The organism is Escherichia sp. MOD1-EC5950 (assembly GCF_002965345.1).
GTDB lineage: Bacteria > Pseudomonadota > Gammaproteobacteria > Enterobacterales > Enterobacteriaceae > Escherichia > Escherichia marmotae.
This window is the reverse complement of record NZ_PTSR01000002.1, coordinates 202,977-220,092: the sequence shown is the minus strand read 5'-3', so window position 1 is coordinate 220,092 and position 17,116 is coordinate 202,977. Positions and strand designations below refer to the sequence as shown.

The 17,116-nt window shown below is 51.6% G+C and carries 17 protein-coding genes; 8 read left to right on the top strand and 9 right to left on the bottom strand.

What is annotated here, in order from left to right; translation table 11 throughout:
* Positions 1-39: 39 nt before the first annotated feature.
* A complete protein-coding gene (yeaE, locus tag BEA93_RS03345; RefSeq protein WP_001186329.1) occupies positions 40-894 on the top strand; it encodes a methylglyoxal reductase YeaE in 855 nt (284 codons plus the stop codon).
* A gap of 50 nt (positions 895-944) precedes the next feature.
* Here yeaE and BEA93_RS03340 read toward each other — a convergent pair whose 3' ends face one another.
* Entirely contained in the window at positions 945-1,829 is an 885-nt protein-coding gene (locus BEA93_RS03340; RefSeq protein ID WP_105224309.1) for a D-hexose-6-phosphate mutarotase, read from the bottom strand.
* A gap of 83 nt (positions 1,830-1,912) precedes the next feature.
* Complete coding sequence (gapA, locus tag BEA93_RS03335; protein WP_000153502.1) at positions 1,913-2,908, bottom strand: glyceraldehyde-3-phosphate dehydrogenase; 996 nt, start codon at positions 2,906-2,908, stop codon at positions 1,913-1,915.
* A gap of 341 nt (positions 2,909-3,249) precedes the next feature.
* On the opposite strand from gapA, the gene msrB reads away from it, so the two are divergent.
* Complete coding sequence (msrB, locus tag BEA93_RS03330; protein WP_038355617.1) at positions 3,250-3,663, top strand: peptide-methionine (R)-S-oxide reductase MsrB; 414 nt, start codon at positions 3,250-3,252, stop codon at positions 3,661-3,663.
* A 41-nt stretch (positions 3,664-3,704) separates the two neighbouring features.
* Entirely contained in the window at positions 3,705-3,977 is a 273-nt protein-coding gene (locus BEA93_RS03325; protein ID WP_010376102.1) for a YeaC family protein, read from the top strand.
* Positions 3,978-4,130: 153 nt separating this feature from the next.
* Here BEA93_RS03325 and pncA read toward each other — a convergent pair whose 3' ends face one another.
* The 4 genes from pncA to sppA all read right to left on the bottom strand — a co-directional run bounded on the left by pncA (position 4,131) and on the right by sppA (position 8,758).
* Positions 4,131-4,772, bottom strand: coding sequence for a bifunctional nicotinamidase/pyrazinamidase (pncA, locus tag BEA93_RS03320; RefSeq protein WP_001120524.1), 642 nt, complete (start codon positions 4,770-4,772; stop codon positions 4,131-4,133).
* A 155-nt stretch (positions 4,773-4,927) separates the two neighbouring features.
* Entirely contained in the window at positions 4,928-5,944 is a 1,017-nt protein-coding gene (gene ansA, locus BEA93_RS03315; RefSeq protein WP_001516285.1) for an asparaginase, read from the bottom strand.
* A 131-nt stretch (positions 5,945-6,075) separates the two neighbouring features.
* Positions 6,076-6,786: an SIMPL domain-containing protein gene (locus BEA93_RS03310; protein ID WP_001030440.1), complete on the bottom strand. Its 711-nt coding sequence runs from the start codon at positions 6,784-6,786 to the stop codon at positions 6,076-6,078.
* A gap of 115 nt (positions 6,787-6,901) precedes the next feature.
* On the bottom strand, positions 6,902-8,758 hold the full coding sequence (gene sppA / locus BEA93_RS03305; protein ID WP_001259890.1) for a signal peptide peptidase SppA: 1,857 nt from the start codon (positions 8,756-8,758) through the stop codon (positions 6,902-6,904).
* 161 nt (positions 8,759-8,919) lie between these two features.
* Between sppA and BEA93_RS03295 the strand changes: the two genes are divergently transcribed.
* From BEA93_RS03295 to topB, 3 genes are all read left to right on the top strand, one after another.
* The gene (locus BEA93_RS03295) at positions 8,920-9,471 is read left to right on the top strand and encodes an NAD(P)H nitroreductase (protein WP_016261959.1); all 552 of its coding nucleotides are present in this window, start codon (positions 8,920-8,922) and stop codon (positions 9,469-9,471) included.
* Positions 9,472-9,587: 116 nt separating this feature from the next.
* A complete protein-coding gene (gene selD / locus BEA93_RS03285; RefSeq protein ID WP_061090877.1) occupies positions 9,588-10,631 on the top strand; it encodes a selenide, water dikinase SelD in 1,044 nt (347 codons plus the stop codon).
* Between the two features lie 4 nt (positions 10,632-10,635).
* A complete protein-coding gene (gene topB / locus BEA93_RS03280) occupies positions 10,636-12,591 on the top strand; it encodes a DNA topoisomerase III (protein ID WP_016248644.1) in 1,956 nt (651 codons plus the stop codon).
* A gap of 165 nt (positions 12,592-12,756) precedes the next feature.
* On the opposite strand, the gene gdhA is transcribed toward topB, so the two are convergent.
* On the bottom strand, positions 12,757-14,100 hold the full coding sequence (gene gdhA / locus BEA93_RS03275; protein WP_000373052.1) for an NADP-specific glutamate dehydrogenase: 1,344 nt from the start codon (positions 14,098-14,100) through the stop codon (positions 12,757-12,759).
* A 331-nt stretch (positions 14,101-14,431) separates the two neighbouring features.
* Between gdhA and BEA93_RS03265 the strand changes: the two genes are divergently transcribed.
* Entirely contained in the window at positions 14,432-14,704 is a 273-nt protein-coding gene (locus BEA93_RS03265; RefSeq protein ID WP_000085224.1) for a YnjH family protein, read from the top strand.
* On the opposite strand, the gene BEA93_RS03260 is transcribed toward BEA93_RS03265, so the two are convergent.
* Positions 14,664-15,077, bottom strand: a complete 414-nt coding sequence (locus BEA93_RS03260; RefSeq protein WP_000781858.1) for a pyrimidine (deoxy)nucleoside triphosphate diphosphatase — start codon at positions 15,075-15,077, stop codon at positions 14,664-14,666. The genes BEA93_RS03265 and BEA93_RS03260 overlap by 41 nt on opposite strands.
* A gap of 86 nt (positions 15,078-15,163) precedes the next feature.
* On the opposite strand from BEA93_RS03260, the gene BEA93_RS03255 reads away from it, so the two are divergent.
* Positions 15,164-15,784 (top strand): CDP-alcohol phosphatidyltransferase family protein, encoded by a 621-nt coding sequence (locus tag BEA93_RS03255; RefSeq protein WP_001516289.1) that lies wholly within the window; start codon positions 15,164-15,166, stop codon positions 15,782-15,784.
* Positions 15,785-15,792: 8 nt separating this feature from the next.
* Here BEA93_RS03255 and ynjE read toward each other — a convergent pair whose 3' ends face one another.
* The gene (gene ynjE / locus BEA93_RS03250; protein ID WP_016248645.1) at positions 15,793-17,100 is read right to left on the bottom strand and encodes a thiosulfate sulfurtransferase YnjE; all 1,308 of its coding nucleotides are present in this window, start codon (positions 17,098-17,100) and stop codon (positions 15,793-15,795) included.
* Positions 17,101-17,116 lie beyond the last annotated feature (16 nt).

Sequence of the window (17,116 nt, the reverse complement as noted above, 5' to 3'; positions counted from 1 at the left end):
TGTTTTGCATTACGGTGGTGCGTAACCTGGGAGGAAACAATGCAACAAAAAATGATTCAGTTTAGTGATGGGGACTCAGTGCCAGCCATAGGGCAGGGAACATGGTTTATGGGCGAAGATGTCAGTCAGCGCAAAACAGAAGTCGCTGCACTGCGCGCGGGCATTGAACTCGGTTTAACCCTCATTGATACCGCCGAAATGTATGCGGACGGTGGTGCTGAAAAGGTAGTTGGTGAAGCATTAACTGGCCTGCGTGATAAGGCCTTTCTCGTCTCTAAGGTCTATCCGTGGAATGCTGGCGGACAAAAAGCGATTAATGCCTGCGAAGCCAGCTTACGCCGTCTTAATACCGATTATCTCGATCTTTATTTATTACACTGGTCTGGCAGTTTCGCTTTTGAAGAAACTGTTGCCGCGATGGAAAAATTGATCGCCCAGGGCAAAATCCGCCGCTGGGGCGTTTCTAATCTTGATTATGCCGATATGCAGGAGCTCTGGCAGGTGCCGGGGGGAAATCAGTGTGCGACTAATCAGGTGCTTTATCATCTTGGCTCACGGGGTATTGAGTTCGATTTACTCCCCTGGTGCCAGCAACAGCAGATGCCGGTGATGGCTTACAGCCCGTTAGCCCAGGCTGGGCGGTTGCGCAATGGACTGCTAAAAAACGCGGTCGTCAACGAAATCGCACATGCCCACAATGTCAGCGCGGCGCAAGTTCTGCTGGCGTGGGTAATCAGCCATCAAGGCGTGATGGCGATTCCAAAAGCGGCAACTATCGCGCATGTTCAACAAAATGCGGCTGTGCTGGAGATTGTGCTTTCGCCAGAAGAATTAGCGATGCTGGACAAAGCGTATCCGGCACCAAAAGTAAAAACTGCGCTGGATATGGTGTGATGCTGAGCAGTGCCGGATACATCGCATCCGGCACACAAAACTAGCGCAGATTAGCGTTTGGCAACGCGGATGGATTGTGCCAGACGAGAGGGCATATCTTTGGACGTTTTTTGTGCTTCAGAGGCGTAAGCGGTTTCTACGCAGACAAAGGTTTTGTAGCCGTCATCTGGCATATCGCCCATGCTGACTGAAAGCGCCGGACCTGGATTCCAGCCAACAACGTTCAGATGATGTTGGTGACCAACGGAAATAATGCGGTTCAACGCTTCGTCATTAATCACACTACAATCTTGCGGATTCAGATACACGCGATCGGTACGATCCGGGAATGTCTGAATCCCCCCGGTCAAAGTGCCTTCTTTCGCGTCATTGACTTTATCAATGAAGCGATCGCCCAGGCCACTGACGCTCACCTTAGCAATATCACCCACGTTAAAGTAGGTATGCAGGGCAGAGGTGGTTTCAAATTCGCCGTGCGCTTCAAGATCAATTTCACAAGTCTTACCCACGCGGAAATGCGCTAACAGCGTAAAGTCGTGCGGCCAGTATTTTTTCGTCTCGTCGCTTTGTGTCAGTTCAAAAGTCAGCGCTACGCCATCGGCATCTTCACTGTGCGATTTCAGCGTCCACGGCAGAATGCGGGCAAAACCGTGAGCAGGCAGACCTTGCTGTGCTGCCGGACCAAACCACGGCCAACAAACCGGCACGCCGCCGCGAATGGCGACGCCATTTTTAAACGGCGTGTTATTACTCAACCACAGAACGTCTTCTTCACCTGTAGGTTTCCAGGAGAGAAGGTGTGCGCCCTGTAATGCAAAAGAGGCTTTTACCTGGGGATGATCGACCACAATAAGGTCCAGTTCATCCAGTTTACGACGGGAGAGGACAGGGGAAATTTGTTCGATGACCGGAAGGGCAAAAATTTTCTTAATCATGACGCAGTCCTTTAACTTCATTTCATCAGGTAAAAAAAAGAGCGACCGAAGTCGCTCTTTTTAGATCACAGAGTCATCTCAACTTATTTGGAGATGTGAGCGATCAGATCCAGAACTTTGTTGGAGTAACCGGTTTCGTTGTCGTACCAGGATACCAGTTTCACGAAGTTGTCGTTCAGAGCGATACCCGCTTTAGCATCGAACACGGAAGTGCAAACTTCGCCGTTGAAATCGGTAGATACTACGTCATCTTCGGTGTAGCCCAGAACGCCTTTCATTTCGCCTTCAGCAGCAGCTTTAACGGCAGCTTTGATCTGCTCGTAAGTTGCAGCTTTTTCCAGACGAACGGTCAGGTCAACTACGGATACGTTCGGAGTCGGAACACGGAACGCCATACCAGTCAGTTTGCCATTCAGTTCTGGCAGTACTTTACCTACAGCTTTAGCAGCACCGGTAGAGGACGGGATGATGTTCTGGGAAGCGCCACGGCCGCCGCGCCAGTCTTTGTGAGACGGGCCGTCAACGGTTTTCTGAGTAGCGGTAGTAGCGTGAACGGTGGTCATCAGACCTTCGATGATGCCGAAGTTATCGTTGATAACTTTAGCCAGCGGAGCCAGGCAGTTGGTGGTGCAGGAAGCGTTAGAAACGATGTCCTGGCCAGCATATTTGTCGAAGTTAGCGCCTTTAACGAACATCGGAGTGTTGTCTTTAGACGGACCAGTCATAACCACTTTTTTCGCACCAGCGGTGATGTGTTTACGAGCAGTTTCGTCAGTCAGGAACAGACCAGTTGCTTCAGCGACAACGTCAACACCAACTTCGTCCCATTTCAGGTTAGCCGGATCACGTTCAGCGGTAACACGGATTTTTTTACCGTTTACGATCAGATGACCGTCTTTCACTTCAACGGTGCCGTCGAAACGACCGTGAGTGGAGTCATATTTCAGCATGTATGCCATGTAATCAGCGTCTAACAGGTCGTTGATTGCAACGATCTCAATGTCAGAACGTTTCTGAGCAGCACGGAAAACAATGCGACCGATACGGCCAAAACCGTTGATACCTACTTTGATAGTCATATATTCCACCAGCTATTTGTTAGTGAATAAAAGGTTGCCTGTAAAATTACAAAAACCTTACGCAGCGTCAAGCGGAATCGTGTCAATCATTGCGACAAATCAATCCTGTGCCTTGGCATTACACGACTGACTCGCCTCACTCTTCCTTTGGGCTTGAAACCACATGAGGGCGGCGCCCAGAATTTTAAAGGGCAATTATGATAAAAATGTGATTTTCATCACGATTTAGGTGCAGCTATTTCGTCGAGATCAAGTTTAGGACAAAATTTTGCCAGTAGGTGTTAATGTTTTGTTAGAATGAGTCACGTAATGTGAGCGTGATTAAAGTGAGATGTGAGCAAATGGCTAACAAACCTTCGGCAGAAGAACTGAAAAAAAATTTGTCCGAGATGCAGTTTTACGTGACTCAGAATCACGGGACGGAGCCGCCATTCACTGGACGTTTACTGCATAACAAGCGCGGCGGTGTTTACCACTGTTTGATTTGCGATGCACCTCTGTTTCACTCCCAAACCAAGTATGATTCAGGCTGTGGCTGGCCCAGTTTTTATGAGCCGGTGGGTGAAGATTCGATCCGTTATATCAAAGACTTGTCACATGGTATGCAGCGGATAGAAATTCGTTGTGGAAACTGTGATGCCCATCTGGGGCACGTCTTTCCCGACGGCCCGCAACCCACAGGCGAACGTTATTGTGTTAACTCGGCATCATTGCGCTTTACTGATGACGAAAATGGCGAAGAAATCAACGGTTGAAAAAACGATTCAGCAACTTATTCCACAGGAGCGGGAAAATTATGGATCTTGATGAAATAATCAACAGCATGACGCCTGAGGTTTACCAGCGTTTATCGACTGCCGTTGAACTGGGAAAATGGCCAGATGGTGTTGCGCTGACTGAAGAACAAAAAGAGAACTGCCTGCAACTGGTGATGTTATGGCAGGCCCGAAACAATACCGATGCGCAGCATATGACAATCGACACTAACGGTCAGATGGTCATGAAGAGCAAACAACAGTTGAAAGAAGATTTTGGTATCTCGGCAAAGCCGATAGCCATGTTTAAGTAAGAGATTTGTTCCCTTTATCAGACGTTTATGAAGAGAGGGATAATCTTTACTGTTACGAGTTGATTGTTTGATTTAACTACGAGCACGCCAGATGCGCCGTTGATGTGTCTTATCTGGCCTACAACGTCAGTACTGAATCGTAGGCCAGCAAAATTATCCCTGCGTCTCTTCCCAGTCCGCCAGCGTGTACAGTGTTGCTCCAGCCGCTGACATCTCCATAAATGCGTGTGCACTGTCCTGCGGCTGAATATTTACGCCACGACAGCCATCGGTAATCACGCTCACGCTATAACCTAACTGCAACGCGTCCAGCACGGTAAACTTCACACAATAGTCAGTAGCCAGCCCCATAACGATCAATTCATTGATTTCATGGTCGCGTAACCAGCCATCGAGCGCGGTTTTCTGCCGACGTCCGTTATCAAAAAAAGCACTGTAACTGTCAACTAAAGGGTTTTCGCCTTTATGGAACACTGCTGCGATCGCATTTTGATTGAGTAACGGATGTAATTGCGCGCCTTCACTGCTCTGCACGCAGTGTTCAGGCCAGAATGTTTGCGGCAAACCGTCGAGCGTCCCCTGGCTGTATGGCTCCACCTGATGCTGGCTGGCAAAACTGCCGTGATTAGCCGGATGCCAGTCCTGACTGGCGATAACTGGTTCACCGCGCAACTGACACCAGTCAATCAAGCGGTTAGCGACATCCACAGTGCTGTCACCTTCTGGCACGGCGAGCGCGCCACCGGCACAGAAATCATTTTGTAAATCGACCAGTAACAGGGCGCGATGGGGCATTGCAATCTCCTTGTATCTTGAAAATTGGTTAATATAACAGCGATTAGATTTGGCAATGTGTATGCAGCCTGTTGTCTCCTGGGGTTTATAGCCCGTGATTAAGCGTTTGGCGCATACACTGAGCCACTCATCTGAAACCCGAACAAGACAGTTGCTTAATCATCCGGCGTCAGCTCGCCGCGTAGGTTTTGGCTCATAGCCTTGCGAATGGTTTCAGTATCCAGTCCCTGGCTAAGTAGATAGTGCAGCTTGGTGAGAGTGGCTTCCACAGTCATATCCGCGCCGCCAATAACGCCGGCGTGGGCGAGGGCGTTACCGGTGGCATATCCCCCCATATTCACTTTACCGGACATACATTGCGTCAGATTAACCACCACGATACCGCGATCGCTGGCCTCCTGTAATTCTTGCAGGAAAGCTTTGTTTTGCGGCGCATTACCCACGCCGTAAGAGCGAAGAATCAACGCCCTAACCGGTTGGCGCAGGAAATTACGCACAACATCGGCAGAGATCCCCGGATAAATTGTCACCACGCCGATCGGTTGTGGCGTAATTGGATGAACGATCAGTTCTCCATCACCGTGCGGGGCGGGTGGTGTATTCAAACGACGAATATGGATACCTGCCTCCAGTAACGGTGGAAGATTGGGGGAAGCAAAGGCATCAAAACCATCGGCATGGGCTTTAGTGGTTCGGTTTCCGCGATACAGGCGGTTATTAAAAAACAGCGTTACTTCGTTGATCGGGTAGTTAGCAGCAACGTACAACGCATTCAGCAGATTGATTTGTCCGTCAGAGCGTAGCTCGGCTAACGGGATTTGTGACCCTGTCACAATGACCGGTTTACCAAGATTCTCCAGCATGAACGACAGTGCAGAGGCGGTATATGCCATGGTATCGGTGCCGTGCAGAATGACAAAACCATCGTACTCGTTATAGTGCGCTTTAATGTCTTCAGCGATATGCTGCCAGTCTTCCGGCGTCATATCGGAAGAATCCATTAGCGGCGTATATTCATGAATAGTGAAATCTGGCATCTCCGGGCGATGGAATTCCGGCATCAACGCCAACTGGCGTTGCAGATGACCTGACACTGGAATATAACCCTGCTCGGAACGCTGCATCCCGATGGTTCCGCCCGTGTAGGCAACGTAAATTGATTTCTTTTGCATGATATTGATATGAATGATATCGAAAGAGCAAAAGTATATACGTGAGGGGCAGGGAGCGCACCTGGATACTCTGTGGATATGAGAAAAGTCTGGCGGAACAGAGGGTGTAGCGTCCCGCCGGAGAAAAGTGATTAATCCTGCAACGCATAGGTTACGGTCGTTACCACGCGCACCGTTTTATTAATCGCCGTAGGATCATCTTCATCACTGCCACTGGCGAAGATCTGGAACACCCCTTGCGAAGCATCGCTGATTGACCCCACCTGACTACCTGAATCTGTCGCAAACTGTAATGCTGCGTTGCGTGCGTCTTTTGTCGCGGCGGCAATCATCTCAGCGCGAAGTGCGCCAATGCCATTAAAACGATAGGCGATTTTGCTATCAGCGATAGCACCATCCGTGGCGACTTGCAGTTCGTTTAGTTTAGCGACGACTTTTTCGACGGCAGCAACGTTATGGGTTTTTATCGTCACTGACCCGTCGGCATTATAGCGAGGCATCGTTGGATCATCTTTGAGATAAAAGGAGTCCGTTCGCTTGCTTGTCCATTGGCCCAGGTTTATCTCTGTGCTGCTAATCCCCTGAGCGTTGAGTTCGGCAACAATTTTTTTCTGCGCGTCTTCCAGTTTTGGGAAAAGCTCGCCGGGAACATTGCCCTTAAAGTTAATCGCAATGGTTAATTCAGCCGTATCTGCGCGAACTTCTTTTTCCGAAAGCCCCCGCACGTTCACATAACGGTTGTTAGTTTTTAAATGCTTAACTCCATCGCCAACGAAATAACCACAGGCGCTGATCCCCAGTCCGAGGACAATAGCGGCAATTAAAGAGGGTGCCTTATTCACTGATGACTCCTTATCAGATGCAGAATGAGCAAGGCAATGTAGTGGAGAGAGGAAGTGAAAGACAGTCCGGTTCAGGAGTGTGGCCGACAGCATATCGGCCACATATTTGCAGGGATTACCGCACGTTGGCGCAGGTCAGGCAAAACGCGTAACGGTTTTGCGGATCGTTAAAGGCCGCCAGCTTGTCGCTTTCGCTTTTAACGGTTGAAGCCACCGAGGCCAGCGGTGCAGGCAACATAGCCTGGAGCGTATCTGGCAACATCGCCCGTACAGAACCTGACATGTTGTCCATCACTTTGTCGAAGAAGGTTGGTTCATCGACGTAATATTCCAGATGCCACTGTTTCATTTTGGCCAGTTCTGCCGCTTTGGCAACTGCATCATCGAAATCACCGAGACTATCGACCAGACCGTTAGCTTTCGCATCCTGACCAGTCCAGACGTGGCCCTGAGCGATTTTATCGATCTGCTCTGGCGTCGAGTTACGCGAATCCGCAACCAGCGTGATGAAGCGTTTATAACCGTTCTCAATGCTTAACTGCATCATCTGCTGCGCTTCCGGCGGCAGTGCTTTAGTAATGGAAACATCCGCCAGAGGTGAGGTTGAAACGCCATCAGTATGTACACCAATCGAATCCAGACTGTTTTCTACGGTAGTGATCACGCCGAAGATACCGATAGAACCGGTCAGAGTGCTGGGGTTAGCCACAATGTAATTGGCCGGCGTGGAGATCCAGTAACCACCAGATGCCGCCATGCCGCCCATCGATACAACCACAGGCTTGCCAGCCGCTCGGGCTGCTGCCAGTTCAGATCGAATCACTTCAGACGCAGTAACGCTGCCGCCAGGGCTATTAACACGCAGAACAATCGCTTTCACTTTCGGGTCAAGACGAGCGTCGCGGATTTGCGCTGCGGTTGTGTCGCCGCCAACATTACCCTGGGTTTCTTCGCCATCCATAATTGCGCCATTTGCGAAGACGACACCGATGCTGTCGCCGGTATCTGCCGGAGTTTTCAAAGCATAATCGTAATAACTGATGGCGCGATAATTTTTATCCGCCTTACTCCAGCCGAACTCTTTGGTCAGGGCTTTTTCGATTTCGGCACTTGATGCCAGTGCATCGACCAGTTTGTTATCCAGCGCGTACTTCGCGGTATCGCCACCGGTTTTGGTTAAGCCATCAAGCACCCCTTGTGCGCCAGGGAATACTTGCTGGGCGGTGATCTGACGATTAGCAGCCACAGTGTTGAGATAGTTTTGCCACAGCTCACCAATCCAGCGGCTGTCAGCCTCGCGGGCTGCCGGTGACATATCATCACGAATAAACGGCTCAACGGCAGATTTATACGTACCGACGCGGAACACATGGGTGGAAACTTTTAACTTATCCAACAATGACTTGTAATACAGTCCGTTGGTCGCAAAACCATGCAGATCAACCACGCCTTGTGGTGATAGCCAGATTTTGTTGGCAAAACTGGCAAGATAATATTGCCCCTGGCTGTAGTTCTCGCCAATGGCATAAACCGGTTTGCCGCTGTCACGAAACTCTTTCAGGGCTTTACCAATGTACTGCATGGAAGGCTGATCGCCGCCCGCGAAGTTTTTCAGATCCATCACGATACCGGTGATGTTCCGGTCATCTTTTGCCTGGCGAATGGTGTTTACAATGTCAAACAGTGAGTTTTCCTGCAAACGATCAGAACTGGCACCAAGCAACTGACGGCTCAGCTTGCTAAACCGCTGCGAACTGTCAGGCTTATCGACGATCACGCCGGAGATATCGAGCAGCAACGCGCCACGACTGGCGGTTTCTTTGCTATCGCTACCACTGACCTGCATCCAGATACCCACGACAACAAGCACGAGAAAAATAAAAAACAGGTTAAGTACCATTTCACGGACAAAATTCAGTAGACGCCACGTCCATTTAAAAAATCCGGCAATAAGTCGCCAAAGGGTTCGCATGTATTCTCCCAGACTAAAAGTTACACCTGTCGCAGGTGCAATAGATGTGGTTATCGTAATGACCCAACCGGCACTTGTCAGCAGGAATCGCGGCCTGTGCTGTAACAAAATCCACTCTCGTGTTAATTTTGTGAATAAACATCATGACAGGAGTTAATCAAATGGATGCACTCGAACTATTGATCAATCGCCGTAGCGCCTCCCGCCTGGCGGAACCCGCACCAACAGGTGAGCAACTGCAAAACATCCTGCGTGCGGGGATGCGTGCGCCGGACCATAAGTCCATGCAACCGTGGCATTTTTTTGTGATTGAGGGGGAAGGGCGCGAACGTTTCAGCGCCGTTCTGGAACAAGGCGCAGTTGCTGCGGGGAGTGATGAGAAAGCGATCGACAAAGCCCGTAATGCGCCGTTCCGCGCGCCACTTATCATAACGGTGGTGGCGAAATGCGAAGAAAATCATAAAGTCCCGCGCTGGGAACAGGAAATGTCTGCCGGTTGCGCGGTCATGGCAATGCAAATGGCTGCGGTTGCCCAGGGCTTTGGCGGGATCTGGCGTAGTGGGGCGTTAACCGAAAGCCCGGTGGTACGTGATGCATTCGGTTGTCGGGATCAGGATAAAATTGTCGGGTTTCTCTACCTCGGCACACCGCAGTTGAAAGCGTCAACGTCAATTAACGTTCCGGACCCGACACCGTTTGTGACTTATTTCTGATAATTGCGGTGAAACTGAGTGGATTGTGAGCAAAGACGCAGGAATTCAGACACTCTCACTTATCACTTCACGGAATGAGGGTTACCATACCCGGATTGCATTGACAGGAGATGTCCATGAGCGAGAACTCGATTCGTTTGACCCAATACAGCCACGGAGCTGGTTGCGGCTGTAAAATTTCCCCAAAAGTGTTGGAAACCATCCTGCACAGTGAGCAGGCGAAGTTTGTTGATCCGAATTTGCTTGTGGGTAACGAAACCCGCGACGACGCGGCGGTGTACGATCTGGGCAATGGCACCAGCGTCATCAGCACCACCGACTTCTTTATGCCGATTGTTGATAATCCTTTCGATTTTGGTCGCATTGCGGCGACTAACGCCATCAGCGATATTTTTGCGATGGGCGGCAAACCGATTATGGCAATTGCGATCCTCGGCTGGCCGATTAACAAACTGTCCCCGGAAATTGCCCGTGAAGTGACCGAAGGTGGCCGTTATGCATGCCGTCAGGCGGGTATCGCGCTGGCCGGTGGTCACTCCATCGACGCGCCGGAACCGATTTTTGGTCTGGCGGTGACGGGGATCGTACCGACTGAACGGGTGAAGAAAAACAGTACCGCACAAGCGGGATGTAAACTGTTCCTGACGAAACCGCTGGGGATTGGTGTTCTTACCACTGCCGAGAAAAAATTACTGCTGAAACCGGAACATCAGGGACTGGCGACGGAAGTGATGTGTCGGATGAATATCGCGGGAGCGTCCTTTGCCAACATTGAAGGCGTAAAAGCGATGACCGACGTTACCGGTTTTGGTCTGCTGGGCCATTTAAGCGAAATGTGCCAGGGCGCAGGCGTGCAGGCGCGCATTGACTATGAAGCAATCCCGAAACTGCCGGGCGTGGAAGAGTACATTAAGCTGGGCGCTGTGCCGGGGGGCACCGAACGCAACTTTGCCAGCTACGGTCATCTGATGGGTGAAATGCCACGCGAAGTGCGCGATCTGCTGTGCGATCCGCAAACCTCCGGCGGCCTGCTACTGGCGGTTATGCCAGAGGCGGAAAACGAAGTTAAAGCTACCGCAGCCGAATTTGGTATCGAACTGACAGCGATTGGCGAACTGGTGCCTGCGCGCGGTGGTCGTGCCATGGTTGAGATCCGTTAATTCAATGCGGTTATTTATTGCCGAAAAACCGAGTCTGGCGCGCGCTATTGCTGATGTCCTGCCCAAACCGCACCGTAAAGGCGATGGCTTTATCGAATGCGGCAATGGTCAGGTGGTGACCTGGTGTATCGGTCACCTGCTTGAGCAGGCGCAGCCAGACGCCTACGACAGCCGCTATGCGCGCTGGAATCTGGCAGATCTGCCGATTGTCCCGGAAAAGTGGCAATTGCAACCGCGGCCTTCCGTGACCAAACAACTTAACGTCATCAAACGCTTTCTGCACGAAGCCAGCGAAATCGTTCATGCCGGAGACCCGGATCGTGAAGGGCAATTGCTGGTGGATGAAGTGCTGGATTACCTGCAACTTGCGCCGGAAAAGCGCCAGCAAGTTCAGCGTTGTTTAATCAACGACCTGAACCCGCAGGCGGTTGAGCGGGCGATCGATCGTCTTCGTTCCAACAGTGAGTTTGTACCGTTGTGCGTTTCTGCGCTGGCGCGAGCGCGTGCCGACTGGTTGTACGGCATTAATATGACCCGCGCATATACCATTCTGGGGCGTAATGCTGGCTACCAGGGGGTACTTTCCGTTGGGCGCGTGCAGACGCCAGTGCTTGGGCTGGTGGTGCGCCGCGACGAAGAGATTGAAAACTTCGTCGCGAAAGATTTCTTTGAAGTCAAAGCGCATATCGTGACGCCTGCCGATGAGCGGTTTACCGCCATCTGGCAACCGAGCGAAGCGTGTGAGCCGTACCAGGATGAAGAGGGGCGTTTGTTGCATCGTCCGCTGGCGGAGCATGTAGTTAACCGCATCAGCGGCCAACCGGCGATTGTCACCAGTTATAACGATAAACGGGAATCAGAATCCGCGCCGCTGCCATTTTCGCTTTCGACGTTACAGATTGAAGCGGCAAAACGTTTTGGCCTGAGTGCGCAGAACGTGCTTGATATCTGTCAGAAATTGTACGAAACGCACAAGCTGATTACCTATCCACGTTCCGATTGTCGTTATTTGCCGGAGGAACATTTTGCCGGACGCCATGCGGTGATGAATGCCATCAGTGTCCATGCGCCGAGTCTTCTGCCGCAGCCCGTGGTTGATCCAGATTTACGCAACCGCTGCTGGGATGACAAAAAGGTGGATGCCCACCACGCCATCATCCCGACCGCGCGGAGTTCGGCTATCAACCTGACGGAGAACGAAGCGAAGGTTTATAGTCTGATTGCTCGTCAGTATCTGATGCAATTCTGCCCGGACGCGGTGTTCCGCAAGTGTGTGATCGAACTGGACATAGCAAAAGGCAAATTTGTTGCAAAAGCACGTTTTCTTGCCGAAGCGGGCTGGCGCACGCTGTTAGGCAGCAAAGAGCGTGACGAAGAAAACGACGGCACGCCACTTCCTGTGGTGGCAAAAGACGATGAGTTGCTGTGCGAGAAGGGCGAAGTGGTAGAGCGGCAAACCCAGCCGCCGCGCCATTTCACCGATGCAACACTGCTTTCGGCAATGACCGGGATTGCGCGCTTTGTACAGGACAAAGATCTGAAGAAGATCCTTCGTGCGACCGATGGTCTGGGCACAGAAGCGACCCGCGCGGGGATTATTGAACTGCTGTTCAAGCGCGGCTTCCTGACCAAAAAAGGGCGCTACATCCACTCTACTGATGCCGGAAAAGCGTTATTCCATTCGCTGCCAGAAATGGCGACGCGACCGGACATGACAGCGCACTGGGAATCGGTGCTGACGCAAATCAGCGAAAAACAGTGCCGCTACCAGGACTTTATGCAGCCGCTGGTGGGGACGCTGTACCAACTGATTGATCAGGCTAAGCGCACGCCGGTGCGGCAGTTTCGCGGCATAGTGGCTCCGGGCAGCGGCGAAGAGAAGAAAAAGGCTTCACCACGCAAGCGAACGCCGAAAAAAAGCCCACCATCGGAAGATGCGGGCAGTGGAGCGATAACATAAAGGCGTGATGCTGAAGATTTTCAGGGTGTTTACGTCGCACCCGGACAAATGCCTGATGCGACGCTTGCGCGTCTTATCAGGCCTACAGAGCTGTTCTCTGATTCAGAGGGTTTTCGTAGGCCGGATAAGGCGTTCACGCCGCATCCGGCACAAACGCCTGATGACTTAAATCACCCCTTGCGCCAGCATCGCATCGGCAACCTTCACAAAACCAGCAATATTCGCGCCCTGCACGTAGTTGGTTTGCTCACCTTCACCACCATGCTCAACACAGGCATGGTGGATATCCAGCATAATGTGGTGTAAACGCGCATCAACTTTTTCGGCTTTCCAGCCCAGACGCGCAGCGTTTTGCGCCATTTCCAGCCCCGATGTTGCAACGCCACCTGCATTAGCCGCTTTACCTGGCGCAAACAGCACGCCTGCCTGCTGGAACAGCTCAGTCGCTTCGATGGTCGTTGGCATATTTGCCCCTTCGGCCACCGCTTTAACGCCGTTGGCGATAAGCTGATGTGCAGCGTCAACATCCAGTTCGTTCTGGGTCGCGCACGGCAGGGCGATATCAACCGGCACAGACCACGGTTGTTGGCCTTCGAGATAGACCAGACCAAATTCTTTGGCGTAATCCGCAACGCGACCATCACGGCTGGATTTGATTTCGATAAGACGCGCCAGTTTCTCTTTGGTAAATCCACTTTCATCAACCACGGTGCCGCTGGAGTCTGATGCTGTAACCACGCGAGCGCCAAATTCCATCGCTTTTTCGATAGCGTACTGGGCGACGTTGCCGGAGCCAGAAACGGAAACACGCATTCCTTCAAAACCCATACCGTGGCGTTTCAGCATCGCTTCAGTGAAATAAACCAGACCGTAACCGGTGGCTTCCGGACGAATCAGACTGCCGCCAAAAGAAAGCCCCTTACCGGTGAAGACGCAGGCGGTATTGTTAGACAGTTTTTTCATCATCCCCGCCATAAAGCCGACTTCACGGCCACCAACGCCGATATCGCCCGCCGGAACGTCGGTATCCGCGCCCAGGTGGCGATACAGTTCAGTCATCAGCGCCTGGCAGAAACGCATCACTTCGCCTTCGCTTTTCCCTTTCGGATCGAAATCGCTACCACCTTTACCACCGCCCATTGGCAGGGTAGTCAGAGCATTTTTAAAGGTTTGTTCGAAGCCGAGGAATTTAAGGATGGAGAGGTTTACTGAAGGATGGAAGCGCATACCGCCTTTGTACGGGCCGATGGCGGAGCTGAACTGGACACGCCATGCGCGGTTAACCTGTACCTGATTGCGATCGTCAACCCAGACTACGCGAAACTGAATCACGCGCTCCGGTTCAACCAGGCGCTCCAGTAACGACATTTGGCGATATTTTGGATTTTGTTCAAGAAAAGGCCAGAGTGTGGTCATGACTTCACGAACGGCTTGCGCGAACTCGGTTTGATTCGGGTCGCGCTTTTGGACATGGTTGAGGAATGACTCCAGAGAATATGTCTGATCCATAGATATAAAACCCTTATATATTAATACGATTGTGCTGGTGTTGTTTGTTTTAGATGCTTCTGCAGTTTTCGACTATACCATCAAGAATGTGACGGTAAGCAAGAAAAAAATGACGCAGGAAAGCAAATTAATGATCTGCGGGTTTTATAAACGTCACCTAATGTTTGCTGTGACTCTGGTGCGTTTTATCAGACCTGGAAAACCGTGCGCATTTTCAAGAGTGGTTCGAGGCGGATAAGACGTGCACGTCGCATCCGGCAACCAGACGCTAAAGTTTTTCTGCCCGGTTACCGTTATCAGTAGCAGAGACAACGAATATAAGGAGTTTCCTGTGAGTAGAGCATTATTCGCCGTAACATTGGCATTTCCATTCTTTGCGCTGGCCAACCCGCAATATCGTCCGGATGTAGAGGTGAATGTGCCGCCGGAGGTGTTTAGTTCTGGCGGACAATCGGTGCAGCCCTGTAACCAGTGCTGCGTTTATCAGGATCAAAACTATTCGGAGGGGGCAGTGATTAAAGCGGAGGGGATATTGCTGCAATGCCAGCGGGATGACAAAACCATTAGCACCAATCCGCTGGTCTGGCGGCGCGTAAAGCCATAAACGCCTGTAAAAGTGGAATATCAGCAGGAGCCAGCGGATATTGCAAAGCCTCTTCTGGCGAACACCAGACCAGCGCCTGATGTTCGAGTGCCTGGCACGTACCGTGGAAGTCCGGTACGTGCCAGGCATGAAGATGGATAATCCGGCCAGACACTTCCTTCTGATGGCTGGCAACGTAAACACCGACAGTAGCTTCGATGCCGAGTTCTTCGCGCAATTCCCGCACCAGCGCCTGCGGCTGGCTTTCATCCGGCTCGACTTTGCCACCTGCAAACTCCCATAACCCCGCCTGATCGCTATGAGCGGGGCGCTGTGCGAGTAAAATTTTGCTATCCCGTTCGATAATGGCGGCAACAACATCAATCATTTTCATAAATTACCCACAGGCAGATAAGCGAAAAATGCCATAATATCCGCAGTGTTGCCCGAGCTGAAGGGCTTTATATTTAAGGAGTGCCCGTGTTAGACCGCCATCTTCACCCCCGGATTAAACCTTTGCTGCATCAATGCGTGCAGGTGCTTGATAAACCCGGCATCACGCCAGATGGTTTAACGTTAGTCGGGTTTGCTGTTGGTGTGCTGGCACTGCCGTTTCTGGCGTTGGGCTGGTATCTGCCTGCGCTGATCGCCATTTTGCTGAACAGATTACTTGATGGTCTTGATGGCGCGCTGGCGCGGCGTAGAGGATTAACTGACGCAGGCGGTTTTCTTGATATTTCTCTCGATTTTCTCTTTTATGCGCTGGTGCCGTTTGGCTTTATTCTCGCGGCACCAGAACAAAATGCGCTGGCGGGCGGCTGGCTGCTGTTTGCGTTTATCGGCACGGGCAGCAGTTTTCTTGCTTTTGCTGCGCTGGCGGCGAAGCATCAGATCGATAACCCCGGTTATGCGCATAAATCGTTTTACTATCTGGGGGGATTAACTGAAGGCAGCGAGACGATTTTGCTGTTTGTTCTGAGTTGCCTCTTTCCAGCGTATTTCCCGTGGTTTGCGTGGATATTTGGCGCGCTGTGCTGGATGACGACATTTACACGGGTGTGGAGTGGGTATCTGACGCTGAAGGGGCTTCAGCGTCAGTAATTGCAGTGTTATTTGCTACTGTCCGGGCCGCGTTCACCGGTTGCTACCGGGTTTTTCGGATCGCTGCTCCATTCGTACCAACCACCGTCGTAAACAGAGACATTATTCCAGCCCATTGCCCGCGCATACATAAAGGTTTCTGATGCGCGCCAGCCGGTGCCGCAGTAGAACGAGACTTGTTGATCCGGCAGGATGTTCCATTCTTTCCACATCGCTGTGATGTCATCCGCAGTACGCATAGTGCCGTCTGGGTTATGGAAATCTTCCATATGCGTTGAGTCGCTGCCCGCATGACCCCAACGTGCGCCAGGGATATCACCTTTTGGCTTGATGTAGTCATAGCCGCTGGTGGTGCCGATAAATTCAGCCCATGAACGAATGCTGACCAGTGACGCATCCTGGCGATGCAGCAGACCGCGCGCCTGTTCCATATCGAGCATCAGTTGCGGTTGCGCCGGGATCTTCACGCCGAAGTCAGGTTCGGGTTTCACTGTCGGTAGCGTACCGCGTTCAACGGGCAGACCCGCATCAGACCAGGTTTGCCAACCACCGTCCAGCAAGCGCACATCTTTCACGCCAGCGTAGAGCATAATCTGCGCCACGCGTGCGGCGGCGTAAACGTCACGCCCGTACAGAATTACTGTGGTGTCATGACGAATGCCATGTTTTGCCAGCATTGCTTTAAGTTGTTCGTCAGAGACTTTATTCCACAGTGGTTCGCTTTCCACTTCGTTGGTGTCAATGTAATCGGCACCAGGAATATGGCTGAGGAGGTAAAGTTTCGGAGCGCCCCATGCTGCTTCGATCACTTTCCAGTCACCCGCAGGTTTCGCCGTAACTTCTTTGCCTTGTTGCAGGTCATGCAGCCATTGCGGGTAAACCAGTTGCTCAAAGTGCGGCAATTTTTGCAGACGGGAAGGTTCGCTTAGCGCGCCACTCAAGATGGAGATATGCGTAAAGCCTGCTTTTTGCAGACGCGTTTTAACGGCTTCGACGTCTTTGTCATTACCGTATAACGCCACCGGCGCATCGGCTTTCAGGTTATGTTGCGTAATCCACGCGTTGAGCTGTTCAGTGCTCATTTTGTCGAGCCAGCTTGCAGAAAGGTTTAAGGCGGCAGGTTCATGGCCGGAAGGGCCATTTAAGGTTTGTGGCCAGCCGTTATAAAACGCGCTTGGGCGGGTATCTATTGCTGCGCCATTTTGTTGTTGAAGCTGGTCAAGTGTAAGAGGCTTCGCCAGTTCAGCGGCCCACGAAGAAGCGCAAGCCAGCCCTAAAGCCATTGCCAGCGCGGTCATTTGAGAAACACGTTTCATCGAAAATCCCGACATT